Source organism: Paenibacillus sp. FSL R10-2788, assembly GCF_038003885.1.
GTDB lineage: Bacteria > Bacillota > Bacilli > Paenibacillales > Paenibacillaceae > Paenibacillus_AQ > Paenibacillus_AQ odorifer.
Genome location: NZ_JBBOQA010000001.1, coordinates 6,035,375 through 6,054,496, shown reverse-complemented (window position 1 = coordinate 6,054,496; position 19,122 = coordinate 6,035,375). Strand labels below are relative to the sequence as shown.

Here is a 19,122-nt window from a genome sequence, read left to right as displayed (position 1 = left end):
GCATTCCTTGATGCACCGAACATACGATGCAGAGGAGCAGATATATGATACTAACCAATAAAGTCGCAATTGTTACAGGTGCAGGATCGGGGATTGGAGAAGCGATTGCTCTTCTTTTTGCCCAACAGGGGGCTAAAGTGATTGCTGCGGATATCCATCTGGACAATGTAGAAGCGGTGGCCAAAAAGGCAGAAACGGGTGAGGGACACGGAGTTATCTATCCCGTAAAGGCAGATGTCTCGAAGGAAGAGGACACACAGCGAATGATTGATGCCGCAACCACACAGTTTGGAGGCCTTCATATCCTTGTTAACAATGCCGGTATTATGGATAAAATGACGCCAGCGCACGAGATCACTGATGACATGTGGGAGCAGGTGCTTGCGGTCAACGTAACCGGTCCGATGAGAGCCATTCGTAAGATTTTGCCGATTTTTATGGCGCAGGAAAGCGGATGTATCATCAATGTAGCCTCTATTGGCGGCTTAGCGGGCTCGCGTGCGGGAGTGGCTTATACTTCCTCTAAACATGCTGTAATCGGGATGACCAAAAATATAGGATTTCAATACGCTAAGCTTGGAATTCGCTGTAATGCCATAGCGCCGGGCGGGGTAAAGACAAATATTGATCTGTCTGATCCAAGTCCTTTTGGGAGTCAAAAAGCGGGCGAAGGTATGGCGTCGATGCCACGGACAGGGGAAAGCAGTGAGATTGCTTCGGTAGCCTTATTTTTGGCTTCAGATGCTGCAAGCTTTTTGAATGGATCGGTGATAACGGCTGATGCCGGTTGGATGGCTTATTAATTGAGCGCAGATAAAAAGGTGTTCATTTTCCCTTTATTGGTGGAATTTGTTCACCTTTTTTGTTTATGCCTGTTACTCAAACTCTTTTTAAGTGTGGATTGGAAGATAGAAGCTGCTTGCCGCGTAAGTAGAAGTGATAAGGTTGCTTGTGCTAGAATAGGCTAAGAGAAACTGGAAAATATAGCAGAGCGGCAAAGCTTTTAAAAATATAAGAAAGTATAAGATTAGTATCTATGCTTTTATGTTCTTATATTTCACTCGCTTAAACGCTTAGCGTCTTATAAAGATGCCAAAGGCGATTAGCTTGATACATGTAGCCATATTCTGCGGAAAAGGGAGGAGGAGCACGTTTGCATTTTATTTCTGATCTGATCTCGACATTATTTGAATGGATTCAGAGTCTTGGTTATTTTGGGATTATGATCGGACTGATGATTGAAGTTATTCCGAGTGAAATTGTATTGGCTTTCGGTGGTTTCTTGGTATGGAGTGGAGATATTAATTTTTTCGGCGCAGTATTGTTTGGTACGATAGGCGGAGTGATTGCCCAGATCTTTGTATATTGGATTGGCCGTTATGGGGGCAGGCCTGTACTGGAGAAATACGGGAAATATATTCTTATCCAAAAGAAGCATATTGATCATTCGGAAGAGTGGTTCAATAAATATGGGACAGGCGTAATCTTTACGGCACGCTTTATTCCCGTTGTTCGCCATGCCATTTCCGTTCCAGCGGGGATTTCTCGTATGCCTTTAGGTAAGTTCACTTTATTGACTACACTTGCTGTTATTCCATGGAGTGCTTTGTTTGTATATCTCGGTATGACATTGGGGAATAAGTGGGAAGATATTGACGAAGTAGCAGCTAAGTACACCAACGAAATTATTCTTGTAGCGTTAGCACTAATCATCATTTATTTTGTGTATAAGTGGTTTAAATCCAAGAAGAGAGGGACTGCAAAATGAAACCGAATGTAGCTCATAAATTTGGAAAAGGTCTTACACCGCGCCAATTTGTAGAAAGCATGACGAAGAACCAGCAGGCTTTTGAATCCTGGTATGAGAAGTTTTCTTGGGAAGATGAGAGCGACAAGGAATATTTCGAAAGTCTGAACCATCGTGACGATTTGCGGGTACTTATCCTTGCTGCTGATTGGTGTGGAGATGTAGTACGTAATGTCCCTGCGGTTTTCCGTATTTTGGAGACTGCCGGAATGAAGACAGAGGTATTCATTTTGGAAGAGAATCAGGAGCTTATGGATGAATTCTTGACCATGGGCGGAAGATCTGTTCCGATTGTGATCTTTGCGGATACCGGCGGATACGTGCTTGGACATTGGGGTCCTCGTCCAGAGCATGTGCAGAGCCTAATGAGAGAGTTCAAACGTGAGAATCCTGATCGTGAGGCTGCTGATTACGACAGCAAAATCGCAGAAGTACGTAAGGCTATGGGGCAAGCTTATGGGGAAGGAACGGAATCACAGGCAGTTATCGCAAAAGAGCTGCGTAGTCTGATTTCCGGATTCTAGACCGATGCTAAATATACGTTCGTTTAATTTAGGTCCGCTTCAGACCAATGCCTACTTGCTGACAGGTGCGGATCCAACGAAGGGAATCATTATTGATCCCGGCATGAATCCTGCGGCATTAGTGCGGAGTATCGAAGGGATGGAGATCGAGGCTATTTTGCTAACGCATGCGCACTTTGACCATATGGGCGGCGTAGACGAAATTCGTAAAGCTAAGAAATGTCCTGTTTATTTACATCCACTAGAAAGTGAATGGCTCAGCAGCCCTAAGCTGAATGGTTCATTGATGTGGCCTGATATTTCACCTCCTCTGACTACAGATCCTGCAGAGTATGATCTGGCAGAAGGACAAGTTCTGCAATTCATCGGACATACCTTCCGGGTGTACCACACACCTGGGCACTCTCCGGGCAGTGTCAGCTTCCTATGCGGGAATGATTTATTCTCTGGAGATGTACTGTTTAAGATGGGAGTTGGGCGCACCGATTTGCCTGGTGGCAGAGAACGTGATTTGTTCGATTCTATTCGTGGCAAGCTGTACAAAATGGATGATGAAGTGAAGGTTTATCCAGGTCACGGCTCACGAACAACTATCGGTTTTGAAAAAGTTCGTAACCCTTATATTCCTCAATAAACAGTCATTCTAGTAGAACTGACAAGAATCGGGGAATTTTTGATAGACAAAGGGATACAAAAGGACTACACTATTGTTAATTAAATGTAACATTAACCTCGCGAAGCACGCAGACTGCGGAATTAATCCCGGTTTGCGTTCTTTTTTTTGTCTACATATAGGTTTAAAAGCATGGGGGGAAATAGATTGGAGAAGAATATGTCTTACCCGTTGGATTACGGATGGTATGACTCCAAGGAGAAATGGACTAGTTTTTGCAGCAGTAAATGCCGATGTTTTTCAGAATGTTCTGGAAGGGGAGGTTTTTGTACTTCCATAGAACGCAGGGACATACAATCTGAGAATAAGGATGGGAGAATACCAGTGGTTTCAGGAGGCGAGCCCAGAAGAACGCCTCTTTTTTGGCATTTTCCAGCAGAAGCAGGATTGCTTCAGCCATGGCGGCGTAAGCTCTGGGAGCTCAAAAAATAAAATTAAAACGGAATGAACGAATCACTATACATAATCGTATTACAAATAAGAACTAATCCTGAATGGAGGGGCAGATGAGCGATCAGGCGCTGGAGAAAATCAGGCAGGCACAGCAGGGAGATACTTCAGCACTGTCTTCACTGCTGCGAGAACATTATACTTTTTTGTTCAAATATTTACTAAAAGTGACTATGGACCCGTTACTGGCAGAGGATCTTGTACAGGACACGATGGTCAGATGTATGGAAAAAATCAATACCTATAACGGTTCTTCTTCGTTCTCCTCTTGGTTAATCACCATAGCTACCAGAATATTCATCGATCGAAAGCGGCGCTGGAAACGTGAGGCAGATTGGAAGAAACGGGAACAACAGGCCCAGGGCACCCGTTCGATTCGTTGGCGGTTTGAAAGCAGGGGGGAAGAATGGAGTGAAGTACTCGATTCCATCTCCAAGCTACCCTCTGCTCAGAGGGTAGCTGTGCTGCTGAAGCATTATTATGGCTATAGCTATGAAGAAATCGGTGTGATCATGCAAATTCCTTCAGGCACGGTCAAATCGCGTGTATCCCTTGGTCTTAACCAATTGCGAAAGGAGCTGAATGAGGATGGAGAAGGATAAGGAGCCAGAACTGTATTTGCACAAGCTTACTGAAGAGCTTGAGCGTTTGGATGCGCAATATGATGACATCACCCCACCTTCGTTACAGGAACTGGAGTGGTTAATGGCTGATGCAGCTGTGCACAGAAAGAGAAGGGAACGTAAAGAACTACTGTTATTCTGGGGGGTCTCATTGATCCTGATCTGCGCATTTCTATCCATTCTCACTTCTGCACCCATGATCTATTGGATTATCCAGGCGATCATTCCTGTTGTAGGACTGGGTGGCTTAGGGATCGCCAGGATCAGAAGAAATAGAGAAGGTGTACAAGAATGAATGAGCTACAGGATGTGCCTCTTTGGTTGTGGTTTGGCATAGCAGTAGCATTAATGCTGCAAGGGACCTTACTGTTCCGGGATGCAAGACGGCGCGGAAAAAAAGCTTGGTTCTGGGGATTGTGGGCGATTACTACAGTTCCGTCCCCAGCATTAGTCTATTTACTCGTTGTCATACTTCCTGACCGACGTAGAAGGAAGAAGCAGTTGTAAAGCTTTAGTAAGAAGCTCGTTCCTTTCATCCTATTACAAGGAGTGGTACTTCATGGAAGAGGTAAAATGGGGTTTAATCATGCCGTTAATTATTCTTCAGGCTTTGCTTGCAATTATTGGACTGATATCACTGGCCAAAGCGGATAACGTTCGTGGCCCAAAATGGATGTGGATTATTATCATTATTTGCGGAAATATATTAGGTAGCGTAGCTTATTTCACAATAGGAAGGAAAGATGTCTGATGTCACTCCTTCAAGTTATGAATTTGCGCAAAAGCTATGGGGCGCATATTTCCGTAAATGATATAAGCTTTGAAATTGAGAAAGGACGGTGCGTCGCTTTATTGGGGCCTAACGGTGCTGGGAAAACGACCACACTTCGTATGCTGGCAGGGCTGCTTGAACCCACCTCTGGCATGATTTCATTTGAGGGGAGCCGTCCTGGAGCCGAATATCGCAGAGGATTAGGATATGTGCCACAGTCTCCAGCTTTTTATGGGTGGATGACTGGACATGAGTATGTTGTTTTCGCTGCAAAGCTTAGTGGAATGGGAACTAAAGACGCAACCAGCAGGGCATTGGAATCGCTCGAGCGTGTAGGGCTTAAAGGTGATGCTCGTCGCCGGATTGGTGGATACTCCGGCGGGATGAAACAGCGGCTGGGTCTGGCTCAGGCGCTTGTGCATCGGCCTCGTCTGTTATTGCTTGATGAGCCTGTATCTGCACTTGATCCGATTGGCCGCAGAGAAGTAATGGGACTGGTGCGGGAAATACGTGAGGAGACAACTGTAGTTTTCTCTACACATGTGCTGCATGATGCAGAAGAAATTTGCGATGATATTATTTTAATGAATCAAGGCTTGATTGCTGAGAAGGGATCTTTATCACAGCTTCGTTCACAATACAGCCTTCCTGTTATTCGTTTACGTACGGAGAAGCAAGAAAAAGCTATTCAGTGGCTGGAGTCTCTTGCTGCCAAAGCGTTTGTACTGGAGACTCAGTTGTTCGGAGATCATGCCATTTTTAATGTCAACGATGTAGACATGGCCCGTTGGACGATTCTGCAAGAAGCGGCGCAGCTCGAAATTCCATTACTGCAATTTGAAGCGGGTTCTTCCACGTTAGAGGATTTATTTATGAAGGTGGTGGGAGTATGAGAAGCGCCTGGGTCCTTTATCGCAAAGAAATGCTCGAAATGGCTCGCAGTTATAAGTTAATCTGGATACCTGTCGTTTTTATCCTATTAGGCATTATGCAGCCGTTAACTACTTATTATTTGCCGGAAATATTAAAAGCTTCAGGTGATGTTCCTCCAGGTCTCCTAGAGGGGTATGAAATACCGAGTGCCGCAGCTGTGATGGCGCAATCTTTGGGACAGTACGGAACGATCGGAATGTTAGTATTGGCGCTTGGCGCGATGAATGTTTTAGCTGGTGAGCGCTATAGCGGAACTATGGAATTAATTCTGGTAAGGCCGGTTTCTCCAGCCGCAATAGTGTTCGCTAAATGGGCAGCACAGCTGACCCTGTTGATCGTTGCTCTAGGATTAGGTGCAGCGGGGGCTGCTTACTACACGGAGCAGTTGATTGGTTCACTATCTTGGGGAGATGTCATCGCAGCTGCTGGAGTATATGGATTGTGGCTGTTATGTGCTGTCTCAGCTACGTTGTTGTTTAGTGGGTTTTTAAAATCCCCAGTTGCCGCTTTTTTAGCATTGGTGCTAATGGCAGCATTATCATTAGGCCAAAGCTTATTGCCTTCATGGTTTGAATGGGCACCTGCGGGGCTTGCCGGGTTGTCGGCTGAAATCCTTATGGCTGGAGAAGGATTCAGGGTTGGACCCTATCTTTCAGCAGCTATTTTGATCTTGATTTGTTTAGTGGGTGCTGCACTTTTGACAAGGAAGAATAACTTAACCGCTTGAAACTTAAGTTATGTTTTTATTAAATATAGTATATTTTCATAGAATTTGTAGGATCGGCCAGCCTTCAACTAGACAGTTCTATCTTTTTTTAGTAGACTGTTGAAACAAGCAAAATCTTGAAAGATTTTGGGGTTAGGAGGTAGGGCGATGCTGCGTTTAGGAGAGAAGATTGTCATTGTTGCGGACGCTTTCGAGCAGAGTCTTCCTATCGGGGAATACGGCTACCTAATTGCTTACGACCGCAATCCCGATAATGCGTTTGACTATGTTATTCGTGTACCAGAGGCGAATAGGAACTTTTATGTTCCGGCTGAGGACATTGAGGCGGAAGAACATTTATTAGTAGCTGAGGCTGAAAGAGCAACGCATGAAGCGTTGATTGATTACGCTTTGTCCACGTACAATGAGAAGCTGTTCCATCATTTGATGAACGGTGAAGATATGGATATAGAAGAGACGGAATCAACGTCAAGCGAAAGCATGTCCCAAGCGGATTTCATCAAACAAGTGAATCTTCGAGCTTGGATTTAAGGAAGGCCGGCGCAAGCCGGCTTTTTTGTTTTGTCATAAAAAGTATTTCCCCCACATTAATCCTCTGAATTTACACATCATTTTCAAAATCTTTTCTTTTATTCCTTCTTTATAGTTTTCGAAAGTTTGTTTTTTATTTTTTGGGTATACAACCAATCTCCTGTTTTATGTATCTAAATTATTGAGAGCCGAATACGAGAATGCAGATCTGCGGTATAGGCGTTTTAACTTAAATAAAGGAGAACCTCAAGTGAAGATGATAACCGCTGTTCAAAAAGCGAGAAATGGCGATAAAGAAGCGTTTATCCAGCTATGCCGGCAGATTGAACCTGAAATGTACGGCATGGCCCGATCTATTTTGGGCAGGGACGAGGAATGTGCAGATGCCATGCAGGAAGCCACCCTAAAGGCTTACCGGTCTATCCATGGATTGCGGCAACCAGAATTTTTCAAGACATGGATGCTTCGCATCCTTATAAACGAATGTCATAAGCTCCAACGCAAGCGGACAAATATTGTGGAGTTTGGAGATCCCCTTACTGCTTTGGAATGCCATTCCTCCGGTGCAGAATATGAGAAAATTGAGCTGCGGGAAGCAGTGGAACGATTGGATACTTCGCTCCAGACCGTGATATCGCTGCATTATTTTCAGGACATGCCCGTTAAGCAAATTGCCGATCTTCTGAATATTTCCGAAACGGCAGTCAAATCGCGCCTCTACAGAGCAAGAAAAAACTTATTGAATGGATTCTAATGATATTTAGAAAGGATGGAACAGATGAAGAAGAGAACAGCGCAAGAGCTTGAATTGCTTTTGAAAGATATGGACATCCTCCCGGCAAATGAGCTTCCCTCTATGATTCGCCAACGTCAAGAGGATACGTATACAATGCTGGATCATGTGAAGATAAAGAGATCCACGCACAAATTTCGTAATGTTAAGAGGACAGCGCTTGGCTTCGGGGCAGCTCTTGTTTTGGGGGTTATCGTGCTTGGAAGCGGCTTTACTTCTCCCGCATTGGCTAGGTCGCTGGAACGTATTCCGTTAGTCAATAGTATTTTTGAGCTCGCAGATGATATGGGACTTCAAGCGGCGAGTCGCCAAGGCTTAACGACTGCAGTTGATACCAGTGATCTTGTTCAAGATGTTATTATCCGTGCTAATGAAGTTATATATGACGGCACACGGCTTTCTGTAGCATTGAAACTTGAAGGTGAAGATGAAGAGGGAATATTCAGTGGAGACATTCAGGATTTGCAGGTATTTATTGATGGACAGCCTTTAAACGCTGCTGGGGAGGAAGAAGAGGATTCTTTTAAACACAATATTGGCCTTATCCTTTCTCCGGGAGTAGATGAACAATCGTTGATTTTGCAATTTTCAGAGAAATCCTATGATGAGGGAGGCATTACTTTACCAGAGCAGTTCCAAATGACAGTAAAAGGTCGTCTGTCCGGAATCGATGATGATTTTCAAATTGAAATTCCTGTAAAAAAGGATACGAGTCATAATATTGTTCAGCAACCCGGAATCAGTCAAACTTACAATGATGTAACGACCACAGTGGAGAAGATTACACAGACTCCGGCAACTACACAAATACGGATGAGTGCTGTAGCCCTCGAGGGTATTCCTTATACTTATCTGACAGATACCAATAACCTGGCATTAAATTATGAAGTCTATGATGATAAAGGTAACTTGTTGCAATATGTAAATGGCAGCAATGGTTGGTCGGATTCGAAAAAGATAGATGACACAATCCATTATAGTCTTAAAGAGGATGTTAATATTGTACCGCTGCCCAAGGATGTAAAAGCACTGACAATCAAAACCTTTTTCTACAAATATACTGGAGAGGGTAGTGGAAAACGAAATTTGCTAGACAATAATGGATACCCGGCAGTCGAATATATTCCGCAGCTGGAAATGACAATCCCTATATATTGATGAACGATACGCTCCTTTAAAATATGTAGGAATCCCCTTCACTTTGATAAAGGAGCGTTTGTTTTACAGCCCATCATTGAATTGTCCAAGCTTCTACAATATAATTAAAAACGTTATCCGGGCGCTTTAGCCCTTTAAACAGGAGGGATTTTTCTTATGAGCATTACCGTTAAAGATGTGCAGCATGTGGCCAAGCTGGCTCGTCTGCAGCTGAGCCCGGAAGAAGAGGCAACCTTTACAGAACAAATGAATGCTATTTTACAATATGCCGAGAAATTAAATGAGCTAGATACGGAGAATGTAAAGCCGACCACGCATGTGCTGCAAGTCAGCAATGTAATGCGGGAGGATGTTGTGAAGGATAGCCTTACGCAAGAGGAAGCACTTCTTAACGCTCCAGATGATGAAGACGGACATTTCAAGGTTCCAGCTGTTTTGGAATAACTACATAATTAGAAAGGGGGAAGAATCTTGAGCCTGTTTCAAAATCGATTGCCTGAAGTACACCGCATGTTAACTGCTAAAGAGGTATCGGTCAGTGAACTGACTGAAGAATCGCTGGCGATTATCGCTGAGCGGGATAAGAACGTAAATGCATTTTTGACCTTGAACGAGGAGGGCGCACGTGCGACAGCACGCGCTTTGGACGATAAACTGGCATCCGGAGCAGCACGTGGATTGCTATTTGGTCTTCCTGCCGGAATCAAGGATAATATTGTAACTAAAGGCCTGCGCACAACTTGTGCCAGCCAATTTTTGAGCGATTTCCAGCCGATTTATAACGCTACTGTAGCTTCTAAATTGCAGCAGGCAGATGCCGTAACAATCGGTAAATTAAATATGGATGAATTCGCAATGGGCGGATCTAATGAGAATTCAAGCTTTGGTCCTGTACGCAATCCTTGGGATTTAGAACGTGTGCCGGGCGGTTCCAGTGGCGGATCTGCTGCAGCAGTAGCTGCGGGCGAAGTGTTCTTCTCACTAGGTTCGGATACTGGGGGTTCCATCCGCCAGCCAGCTTCCTATTGTGGTGTTGTAGGTCTCAAACCTACTTACGGTCTTGTATCACGTTACGGGCTGGTAGCCTTTGCTTCCTCACTCGATCAGATAGGACCATTAACACGTAATGTAGAGGATTCTGCCTATGTGCTTCAAGCGATTGCTGGTTATGATGCCCAAGACTCTACTTCTGCTAAAGTAGAAATTCCTGATTATTTGAGTTCACTGACTGGTGATGTTTCCGGACTTCGCATTGCTGTACCTAAGGAATATTTGGGAGCAGGTGTCGATGCTTCTGTGCGTGAGACAGTCTTGTCTGCACTTAAAGTGCTGGAAGGAATGGGTGCTGTCTGGGAGGAAGTATCATTACCGCATACGGAATACGCAGTAGCAGCTTATTATTTGCTGTCCTCTTCGGAAGCTTCATCTAACCTTGCGCGTTTTGACGGTGTGCGTTATGGCGCACGTGTAGATGAAGGCGGAGGATTGCTTGATCTATATCTTAATTCCCGCAGCTGCGGCTTTGGCCCTGAGGTCAAACGCCGTATTATGTTGGGTACTTATGCACTCAGCTCCGGGTATTACGATGCTTACTATTTAAAAGCACAAAAGGTACGCACTTTGATTAAACAGGACTTTGATGACATCTTTAAAAAATATGATGTGGTCATCGGGCCAACAGCGCCAACGACAGCATTCAAATTGGGCTCACAGACTGAAGATCCGCTGACCATGTATCTGAACGATATTCTCACGATTCCTGTAAGCTTGGCGGGTATTCCTGCTGTGAGCGTTCCGTGTGGTTTTGCGGAAGGCATGCCTGTAGGTCTGCAAATTATCGGTAAGGAATTTGACGAGAGCACGATTCTGCGTGTCGCTCATGCCTTTGAACAAAATACAGATCATCACAAGCAGCGTCCACAGCTGTAGTAAAGGAGGGAATGGGATTACTTATGTCTAAATACGAAACGGTCATCGGCTTGGAAGTTCACGTAGAGCTTCATACCAACTCCAAAATCTTTTGCGGATGCTCCACTGAATTTGGAGCCCCACCTAACACTCATACCTGTCCTGTCTGCTTGGGTCACCCCGGCGTATTGCCAGTGCTCAACAAACAAGCGGTAGAATACGCTATGAAAGCAGCGATGGCGCTAAATTGCACCATTGGTGATGTTAGCAAATTCGACCGCAAGAACTATTTTTACCCGGATTCACCAAAAGCTTATCAGATTTCACAATTTGATCAGCCTATCGGGCTGAACGGTTGGATCGACATTGAAGTTAATGGAGAGACCAAACGGATCGGCATTACTCGTCTTCATTTGGAAGAGGATGCAGGTAAGCTTACGCACGTAGATGGCGGTTTTGCCTCGCTTGTCGATTTTAACCGGGTGGGAACACCGCTTATCGAAATCGTATCCGAGCCTGATCTGCGCTCTCCTGAGGAAGCTCGTGCTTATCTGGAGAAAATCCGTGCGATTATGCAGTATTGTGACGTATCCGATGTTAAGATGGAAGAAGGATCGATGCGCTGTGACGCGAACATCAGTCTACGCCCAGAAGGACAAGAGGAATTCGGCATTAGAGCAGAGCTTAAGAACATGAACTCCTTCCGCGGTGTATTGCGTGGACTGGAGTATGAGCAATATCGTCAGGCTGAGATCCTGGATGATGGTGGAGTTGTTGTGCAAGAGACTCGCCGCTGGGATGAAGCACAAGGGAAAACATTATCGATGCGCGGGAAAGAAGAAGCGCATGATTATCGTTACTTCCCGGACCCGGACTTGATCGTTCTGCATATTGATGATGCTTGGAAAGAATCCATTCGTTCAACGATTCCAGAACTTCCGGATGCACGGAAAGCTCGTTATAGCGAGGAACTGGGCCTGACAGCTTATGATGCAGGCGTTATTACATCCTCTAAACTGTTAGCGGACTTTTTCGAAGGATGTCTTGCCTATACGCAGGATGCCAAGGCTGTAGCTAACTGGATTATGGGTGACTTGCTTGCCTATTTGAATGGTAATAATCTGGAGTTGTCGCAGGTACAAATTACACCACAAGGGCTAGGCGAGATGATCGGACTGATTGCAGCCGGAACCATCAGCAGCAAAATCGCTAAAACAGTATTTAAAGAAATGCTAGAGAGCGGTAAACTGCCAGCTGTTATCGTTGAGGAAAAAGGTCTGGTGCAGATCAGCGATGAAGGTGCTATTAAAGGGATTGTGGAAGCAGTCGTAGCCGCCAATCCGCAATCTGTGGAAGATTATAAAGCAGGTAAACAGAAAGCAATCGGCTTCCTGGTCGGACAAGTTATGAAAGAAAGTAAAGGTAAGGCGAATCCGGGTCTTGCTAATAAACTTCTCATCGAGGTATTGAGCAGCTAAACGCTTGTCGTCCATAAAAGGACGCCGAAGGCGTTTATACTTGGGGTAATATACTTATGTAATAAGCTAAGGGCTTGTCGGCAACGGCAGGCCCTTAGCGGCATATAAGGGGACTGGTTAGGATGAATACAATTAACAAGCTAAATCTGCAGGATGAAAGCACCGTTAATGAATTATGGAGTCTTCAGCATAAGGCCTATAGACTGGAAGCTGAACTAATCGGCTTTCGTGAAATTCCACCTTTGATGGAGACGAGAGAAATGCTCAGCAGCTCTAAAGAGGATTTTTATGGCTGCTTCGATAAAGATGAGGAACTAATGGGTGCTGTTGCTGTAGAGGAAGAATCTCCTGGCAAATTGACGATTACACGAATGATGGTGGGGCCGGACTTTTTTCGCAGAGGTATTGCTAGCCATCTTTTGGAATATGTATTTGAGCATTTTGCAGGGATGGAGCAATTCATTGTGTCGACAGGCAAAAAGAATACACCCGCCGTTTCGTTGTACAGTAAACATGGCTTTATGCCCACCGGTGTGGAGGAAGTCGCTCCAGGAGTTGAATTGATTGAATTTCATCGGAGTGGTTCTCTTTGAAAAAAGATATTCATAGACAACTATTTACGAAAGGAGGAGTCCAAAATGAAACATGACTCTGCAATGCTCCCAGAGCAGGAAGAACTGCAAGATTCTGTTGATATAGAGACTAAGGAGAGTGAGATACAGAAGAGGATTATTCCTCCGCGTCCGAAGCGGCGCCACCGCAAACGTAAATTTATCGCTGGACTGCTGGCAGCTCTCATCCCTGGGACGGGGCATTTGTATTTTGGGCTTCTCCGAAAAGGGATCACCTTCATCTTTCTAATTCTTTTGGATATCTCAGCTTTATTGTATTTCTCATCCATCGGGATGCAGATTAATGTTCCACTACTTATTTTACTTGCGCTCATTATTCCGGCGATCTATTTTTATAACGTGTATGACGTATTGCAATCAGCGGATAGGCTTCTTCGCTTCCCAGAGGATCATGAGCTTGATATCCCTGTGACCAAAGCAAACGTGGCTCCTAAGCGTCGTAGTATCGTCAGCGAGCCTGGGATATCCTTTGGGCTCTTACTGCTATTAGGGGGCGCCCTGCTTATTCTGTTCCGGCAAAAACCAACATGGCTCCAGTTCTTTATTGAACATTATGCTGAAATGGCTGTATCTGTCATTATAGTATGCGGTGGCTTATTTATAGGAGCTAGAGAAATTGCCAGAGCAGTTGTGCAGCGTAAAGACAATGAACCTCGCAAGCGGCGCGTAGGAAGATATACGGCTTCTGTATTGCTGATAGCTATTTCTGTTCCTTTGTTTTTGGATTGGAGAGAGGGAACTGACTATATGCTCCTGCTCTTGAAGTGGTGGCCAGTCATCCCGGTGTTATGGGGGATTGAGTTCCTGCTGATGTTTATCTTCTCTAACCGTTCAGCCAAGGGAACCAGAATCAGATTGGATTTACGTGGGCTTTTATCCGCTATATTGCTAGCTGCGAGTGTATTTATTGTTGCAGAGCAAGAACATTATTTATATCTATGGAAAAATGTCAGTCTTAATCTGACGGCAGCAGCAGTGGATTATGGTGAGGCTAAAGGCAGCAAATATCAGAAAGCCCCGCTAATTGTTCCGGTGGAATTAAATACAGCCAAAATATCTATTGATAGTATTAATGGTGATATTTTATTACACCGTGCTCCGGTGGATGATATTCAAATTACGACGACAGTTTGGGTAGATCAGTTGGATGGGCCGATGGCTGAAGCTATATCAGAACAGTCCTTTGTGGACGTTGTTGAAGGGCCCAACATAAAAATAACCTCAAATAGCAAGGCTTATGGAGAATCCGGCAAACGCCAGCCACGCATGGATTTAGACATTTACTTGCCGGAGGATCGCCGCTTTAACCTCGATGTTCGCACCATGAATGGCGGGATCACATTGCAGAATGTAGAAGCCATTGAAGACATTTCTCTGGAAACGGGGAATGGAGAGCTGATCCTTCATCGTATCTTTGGTAATGTTAAGGGAAAAACACTGAATGGAGCTGTCCGTGCCAGATCTGTTCAAGGCAGCGTTGATTTAACGACGAGCGGTGGCAATATGAATGCTTGGGATGTTACCGGTGCTTTGAAATTATCGACGGCTGTCGGCAATATTAGTGCGATCGGAAATAGCAATGATATCGATATTACTACCAAAAACGGTAATTTAGAGGTTGATGGAGCCAGATCCAAGCTACATGCGGAATCTCTAAATGGTACCATTGATGTTCGCTCTTCAGATGTCGCTGGAGACTGGGATATTTATAGCGCAGTTGGTGATATTCAATTGTATTTGCCAGTGTTAAGCAACTATACAGTGAATGGTTCCAGTGGATATGGTGATATTACTTCAGATTTGCCTGAACTTACAATTGATAAGAAAAAAGTATCAGGTGAAGTGGGGACCGGTGAGTTCAAGCTTCATGTTGAAGGAAATAGCAATCTAAATGTTAGGAAATATTGAAAAAAGTAATTTTTCTTATATAATAATAAATATAATGTATAGACTTCGTTGACAACATTGAAAAACCAGTCTTACAATCTTAAGAAGTACTTCTTTTATTTTTAAATTCAAAAGGCGGTGACAGTAATGGGGAGTGGAGTACAACATGCACTGGAACAATTAAAGACAACAGGTGTCCGTATAACGCCCCAGCGTCATGCGATTCTTACGTATTTGATGGAAGCAATGAATCATCCTACAGCTGACGATATATACCGGGCGCTAGAGCCGAAATTTCCGAGCATGAGCGTTGCAACTGTATATAATAATCTCAAGATGTTTATGGAAGCCGGCATGGTTCGCGAGTTGACCTACGGGGATAGTTCCAGTCGTTTTGATGCCAATGTATCTGATCATTATCATGTCATCTGTCAGCTATGCGGTAAGATTGAAGATTTTAGTTATCCATCGCTTCATGATGTAGAGATACATGCGGAGCAGGAAACGGGCTTCAAAATTACGGGTTTGCGTATGGAATTGCATGGAGTTTGCAAATGTTGCAGAGAGAAGCAACAATAAGACAGAATACTACAGTACTCAAGGGCGTATAGCCAAGCTACACAATAAACGTGTGAAATCCGAAAGCGGAGGACTCACGTTTTTATTTTTTTTAAAATAACAAAATATAGTGAAAATGACTAACTTATACTGGTTATCCGGAACCAAGTGGATGTTATAATCGTATTGTTAGACTTAACTTAAAATCATCTAGTATTTGGAGGATCTATTTTGGACAGAAGATATAGACAAAAACGCGTTAAAAAGCGCGGAGGTCTTTTCCGACGCTTTTTTGGACTTTTGCTCATTGCGGCAGCAGCTTATTGGGTTGTGTTTTTTGTATTGCCAAATCGCCAGCACATCGATCCAGACTGGAAAGGCCTAGAACATCCTATCTTCGTAAAAGGAGAGCTAACAGGATATTCCGCCTCAGGGACCGGTGATAGCATGCTTTTGCCTTTACCATTACTGCAGGAACATGTGGACTCCTCTATTCGTTATGAAGAAAAGACTAAATCGGTCATCCTATCAACGGAAAGTGAACTTCTATATATGCAAGAGGATAAAACCGATGCTAGTCTGAACAATCGTCCGCTGCAGCTGCGGCTGGCACCTGAAGTTAAGGAGAAGATAACCTATCTTCCTGCAGATGTATTAGAGGACCTTTATGGATTTGAAATTGAAGAGGATACGACCACCGGGGCTGTGCTGTTAATGACAGCAGGGGAGACTGTACCTCTGGGGAAAGTGAAAGATGGAGCGGGAGATAAGACAGTCGCTCTTCGCAACGAAGCGTCGATTCACGCACCCATCGTGGCGGATATGTCCCCAGGAGCCGGTGTGAGTATTTGGAATAAGGAAAATGAGGACTGGCTGTATGTGCAGTTAAGCAGCGGTTACGCGGGTTATGCCAAGGCTAGTGATATTATCTCGGACGGTCAAAAGACAGTGGAACCCAAAAGCACCACTCCCTCACGGGCAGAACGAAGCTGGAAAGGGAAGTCAGTGAATTTGTATTGGGAAGCAGTTTATCAACGTAAACCTGATCCAAGTACATTCGGTGAGCTACCGGGCGTTAACGTGGCTAGCCCGACTTGGTTCAGTATCATAGATGGTGATGGGAATGTGCGCAGTCAGGCTGATAGTACGTATGTGCAGTGGGCCCATGAGCGCGGGTTGGAAGTATGGGGGCTGCTCAGCAATAGCTTTGATCCGGACATAACCACTGAGGCATTGTCGAGCTATGAGAAGCGGATGAACGCGATCGTACAGATCCTCGAGTATTCAGATTTATACAAGCTGGATGGAATTAATATTGACTTTGAGAATGTATATACGAAAGACGGGGAGAATGTTACACAATTTATGCGAGAGCTAAAACCTATGGCTCAAGCCAAAAACTTAATCGTCTCCATAGACGTAACCCCTAAATCCAACAGTGAGATGTGGTCAGCTTTCCTTGATCGTAGGGCTCTTAATTCAGTAGTTGATTATCTTATTGTTATGGCTTATGACGAGCATTGGGCGGCTAGTCCTGTAGCGGGCTCTGTTGCGTCTCTGCCGTGGGTAGAAAGCTCGTTAAGCCGGATCATAGAGGAAGACGATGTGCCGCCTGAGAAGCTGATTCTAGGGATTCCACTGTATACTAGAATTTGGACTGAGGCCCAGGTGGATGGCAAGACCAAAGTAAGCTCTAAATCGGTTAGTATGAATGCCGTTGAAAAAATTATTAAAGAGAAGAAGCTAACCCCAACCTTTGATAAGGCAGCTGGGCAGAATTACGTTGAGTATAAGGAAGATGGCGCTCTTAAAAAAATATGGATCGAAGACAAAGTTTCTTTAAAAGCTAGAGTTGAGCTTGCTAAGTCTTTAGGGCTTGGTGGCATCGGTTCATGGAATCGCAGCTTTAGTAATCCGTCTGCGTGGGAGGCATTACAAGGGATTCATAAGTAATTATTATTTCATTCATAATAAACAAAGGGGCTCCCAATATAGGGGCCCCTTTGTTGTATTAAGCAAATGTTTGATTGCATTATAAATCGCTAGTAATAAGCTTCTGTAAGATATGTTTTATTGATTAAGCTGCTGACTCTTAAGTTGTTCCGCAGTAATATTGGCCTCAGCTGGATCCATAGTAAGGATGGTATGGCAGAACATACAGCGGTCTGTTTTGCCCAGCATTTTGGTCAGCTTGTGACATTCAGGGCATTCCAGTTGGACTGCGCTAGTTGACAGCATCCCAGCCCAGAAATAGATTGCAAGACTTGCCATCATTGAGATTAAACCGATTACAAGACCGATTCCAGCGAATACTTTTCCAGTTGAGCCCCAAAACACGATGCCCGCTGTACCCAAAACCATAAGTCCCATTCCGAGCATTGTGAGCAGTAATCCCCATGTGCGAAAAGCGTTGATCTTAGCCGTTTTAAACTTCATGAGTGTTTGCTCCTAACTAAATATAGTTGGGTTGTCCAGAAGGAACTGTCTTTCATATGTAGAATAATAATTATAACTGAATTATAACTGACTGGACGCAAAATCGCCAAATTTAATGGAGGGAAGCATGGAACTGTCCAATGTAACTTTGTTGAGTGGAGAAACGTTTGATGAGAATGTTTTAGGAGCGGTCGTTTTGCGGCAGAATGGGGATATTCCGTTTCAAAGCGCACTTCTTCAAGATTTTGATATGGTAGTGTTAGTATTGCATGAAGAACAGGATAGAGAGCATATTGTTCGCCATACCATTGCCGGTGACCAACGGACCCAGTCAGTCCATATCGGCCTATTTGCTTTGGAGCAGGCTGTTATGGCAGGGGATAATAACGAACTTCTTATCAGTTTGATGAGGGGGGAAGTGATCTGGGACCCCAAGGGAATACTCGAGGAAATGCGCAGCGAGATATTGCAATTTGAAGGACCGATCAAGGAACGGGTCGCATTTATGGAGTTTGCCCGCTTTTTGCATATGTATGTGAAATCCAAGCGCTATATAGAGGCTGGCTTTATTATGGATGCTTACAACTGTGTATTGATAGCCTTATATCATTGGGCAAGAATAGAAGTGAGTGAAGTGGGTGCTTTCCCCGAGCCAGCTATTTGGGAGCAGGTTAAAAGTATGAATACCTCTGTTCATAAACTTTATGAGGAGTTAACGGTCAGTACTGAGACCTTAGAGCAACGTGTGGAGCTTGTGCTTCTTGCATGTGAATTTGGGATTATGTCCAAAATGACGGACTGTTGTCTATTGCTCTTTAATATTTTGAATAGCCGTAAGGAAGCATGGAGCATTAAAGAATTACTGCAGCATTCAGGTCTGAGTCAATTAGAGTCTGAACTACCCCTTGTTTTACGAAAGCTGGTTTCTCGTTCGCTAATCCGAGAGATTACATCTTGGGCTGATGTTCACGAGGGAGAAGGGCATGCGATCCGCTATACATTATAGAGATGAATTAGATACAGTAGAAGATGTTTAATTATAGAGAGATGAGCAAGGATAGGGAGAGGCTGAGCACTCTCTTTTTTATTTGTTTACTAATATGAAACGCTCATATTTATTCAGAAAAATTAATGGTTGACTCTTTCCTTGTTCATGTGTTAAATTATAACTCGTCCCTCTGACACAGAGATGTGCTTTCGAAAACATTCGAAAGACAACCGAAAAAAGAAAT

Annotated in this window: 22 protein-coding genes; 21 read left to right on the top strand and 1 reads right to left on the bottom strand. The window is 44.2% G+C overall.

The features are described from left to right. Positions 1–44: 44 nt before the first annotated feature. From NSQ50_RS26890 to NSQ50_RS26795, 20 genes are all read left to right on the top strand, one after another. Positions 45–803 carry a glucose 1-dehydrogenase gene (locus NSQ50_RS26890; RefSeq protein ID WP_076224256.1) on the top strand — a complete coding sequence of 253 codons (759 nt, stop codon included), beginning with the start codon at positions 45–47 and terminating at the stop codon, positions 801–803. Positions 804–1,153: 350 nt separating this feature from the next. Then, positions 1,154–1,768 carry a DedA family protein gene (locus tag NSQ50_RS26885; protein WP_036680184.1) on the top strand — a complete coding sequence of 205 codons (615 nt, stop codon included), beginning with the start codon at positions 1,154–1,156 and terminating at the stop codon, positions 1,766–1,768. Then, positions 1,765–2,331 carry a thioredoxin family protein gene (locus NSQ50_RS26880; RefSeq protein ID WP_036680182.1) on the top strand — a complete coding sequence of 189 codons (567 nt, stop codon included), beginning with the start codon at positions 1,765–1,767 and terminating at the stop codon, positions 2,329–2,331. The genes NSQ50_RS26885 and NSQ50_RS26880 overlap by 4 nt, the downstream gene beginning before the upstream one ends. Positions 2,332–2,335: 4 nt before the next feature. After that, entirely contained in the window at positions 2,336–2,965 is a 630-nt protein-coding gene (locus NSQ50_RS26875) for an MBL fold metallo-hydrolase (protein ID WP_036680180.1), read from the top strand. A 545-nt stretch (positions 2,966–3,510) separates the two neighbouring features. After that, the gene (gene sigY, locus NSQ50_RS26870) at positions 3,511–4,056 is read left to right on the top strand and encodes an RNA polymerase sigma factor SigY (RefSeq protein ID WP_036680178.1); all 546 of its coding nucleotides are present in this window, start codon (positions 3,511–3,513) and stop codon (positions 4,054–4,056) included. Further along, positions 4,043–4,372 (top strand): YxlC family protein, encoded by a 330-nt coding sequence (locus NSQ50_RS26865; protein ID WP_036680177.1) that lies wholly within the window; start codon positions 4,043–4,045, stop codon positions 4,370–4,372. The genes sigY and NSQ50_RS26865 overlap by 14 nt, the downstream gene beginning before the upstream one ends. Continuing rightward, the gene (locus NSQ50_RS26860) at positions 4,369–4,584 is read left to right on the top strand and encodes a hypothetical protein (protein WP_036680176.1); all 216 of its coding nucleotides are present in this window, start codon (positions 4,369–4,371) and stop codon (positions 4,582–4,584) included. Before NSQ50_RS26865 ends, NSQ50_RS26860 begins: the two co-directional genes overlap by 4 nt. A gap of 52 nt (positions 4,585–4,636) precedes the next feature. Beyond that, positions 4,637–4,828: a PLDc N-terminal domain-containing protein gene (locus tag NSQ50_RS26855; RefSeq protein ID WP_036680175.1), complete on the top strand. Its 192-nt coding sequence runs from the start codon at positions 4,637–4,639 to the stop codon at positions 4,826–4,828. Beyond that, a complete protein-coding gene (locus NSQ50_RS26850) occupies positions 4,828–5,742 on the top strand; it encodes an ABC transporter ATP-binding protein (RefSeq protein WP_076142529.1) in 915 nt (304 codons plus the stop codon). Before NSQ50_RS26855 ends, NSQ50_RS26850 begins: the two co-directional genes overlap by 1 nt. Then, positions 5,739–6,509 carry an ABC transporter permease subunit gene (locus NSQ50_RS26845; RefSeq protein WP_076104199.1) on the top strand — a complete coding sequence of 257 codons (771 nt, stop codon included), beginning with the start codon at positions 5,739–5,741 and terminating at the stop codon, positions 6,507–6,509. The genes NSQ50_RS26850 and NSQ50_RS26845 overlap by 4 nt, the downstream gene beginning before the upstream one ends. Before the next feature lie 147 nt (positions 6,510–6,656). Next, complete coding sequence (locus NSQ50_RS26840; protein ID WP_036680170.1) at positions 6,657–7,040, top strand: hypothetical protein; 384 nt, start codon at positions 6,657–6,659, stop codon at positions 7,038–7,040. A 256-nt stretch (positions 7,041–7,296) separates the two neighbouring features. Further along, complete coding sequence (locus NSQ50_RS26835) at positions 7,297–7,794, top strand: sigma-70 family RNA polymerase sigma factor (protein WP_036680329.1); 498 nt, start codon at positions 7,297–7,299, stop codon at positions 7,792–7,794. 24 nt (positions 7,795–7,818) lie between these two features. Next, positions 7,819–8,991, top strand: coding sequence for a DUF4179 domain-containing protein (locus NSQ50_RS26830; protein ID WP_076224253.1), 1,173 nt, complete (start codon positions 7,819–7,821; stop codon positions 8,989–8,991). Between the two features lie 156 nt (positions 8,992–9,147). Next, positions 9,148–9,435: an Asp-tRNA(Asn)/Glu-tRNA(Gln) amidotransferase subunit GatC gene (gene gatC / locus NSQ50_RS26825; protein WP_036680166.1), complete on the top strand. Its 288-nt coding sequence runs from the start codon at positions 9,148–9,150 to the stop codon at positions 9,433–9,435. 27 nt (positions 9,436–9,462) lie between these two features. After that, the gene (gatA, locus tag NSQ50_RS26820; RefSeq protein ID WP_076224251.1) at positions 9,463–10,920 is read left to right on the top strand and encodes an Asp-tRNA(Asn)/Glu-tRNA(Gln) amidotransferase subunit GatA; all 1,458 of its coding nucleotides are present in this window, start codon (positions 9,463–9,465) and stop codon (positions 10,918–10,920) included. Between the two features lie 11 nt (positions 10,921–10,931). Next, the gene (gene gatB, locus NSQ50_RS26815) at positions 10,932–12,377 is read left to right on the top strand and encodes an Asp-tRNA(Asn)/Glu-tRNA(Gln) amidotransferase subunit GatB (RefSeq protein ID WP_036680163.1); all 1,446 of its coding nucleotides are present in this window, start codon (positions 10,932–10,934) and stop codon (positions 12,375–12,377) included. A 122-nt stretch (positions 12,378–12,499) separates the two neighbouring features. Beyond that, the gene (locus NSQ50_RS26810) at positions 12,500–12,970 is read left to right on the top strand and encodes a GNAT family N-acetyltransferase (protein ID WP_036680161.1); all 471 of its coding nucleotides are present in this window, start codon (positions 12,500–12,502) and stop codon (positions 12,968–12,970) included. A gap of 45 nt (positions 12,971–13,015) precedes the next feature. Beyond that, positions 13,016–14,917 (top strand): DUF4097 family beta strand repeat-containing protein, encoded by a 1,902-nt coding sequence (locus tag NSQ50_RS26805; RefSeq protein ID WP_235219439.1) that lies wholly within the window; start codon positions 13,016–13,018, stop codon positions 14,915–14,917. Between the two features lie 126 nt (positions 14,918–15,043). Then, positions 15,044–15,475 (top strand): peroxide-responsive transcriptional repressor PerR, encoded by a 432-nt coding sequence (gene perR / locus NSQ50_RS26800; RefSeq protein WP_036680160.1) that lies wholly within the window; start codon positions 15,044–15,046, stop codon positions 15,473–15,475. Between the two features lie 210 nt (positions 15,476–15,685). Beyond that, positions 15,686–17,407 (top strand): glycosyl hydrolase family 18 protein, encoded by a 1,722-nt coding sequence (locus NSQ50_RS26795; RefSeq protein WP_076224248.1) that lies wholly within the window; start codon positions 15,686–15,688, stop codon positions 17,405–17,407. A gap of 117 nt (positions 17,408–17,524) precedes the next feature. Here the strand turns inward: NSQ50_RS26795 and NSQ50_RS26790 are convergent, their stop codons facing one another. Further along, the gene (locus NSQ50_RS26790; protein ID WP_036680151.1) at positions 17,525–17,890 is read right to left on the bottom strand and encodes a DUF2614 family zinc ribbon-containing protein; all 366 of its coding nucleotides are present in this window, start codon (positions 17,888–17,890) and stop codon (positions 17,525–17,527) included. Between the two features lie 127 nt (positions 17,891–18,017). Between NSQ50_RS26790 and NSQ50_RS26785 the strand changes: the two genes are divergently transcribed. Then, positions 18,018–18,896, top strand: coding sequence for a nucleotidyltransferase-like protein (locus NSQ50_RS26785; protein WP_076224245.1), 879 nt, complete (start codon positions 18,018–18,020; stop codon positions 18,894–18,896). The last annotated feature ends 226 nt before the right edge of the window (positions 18,897–19,122 follow it).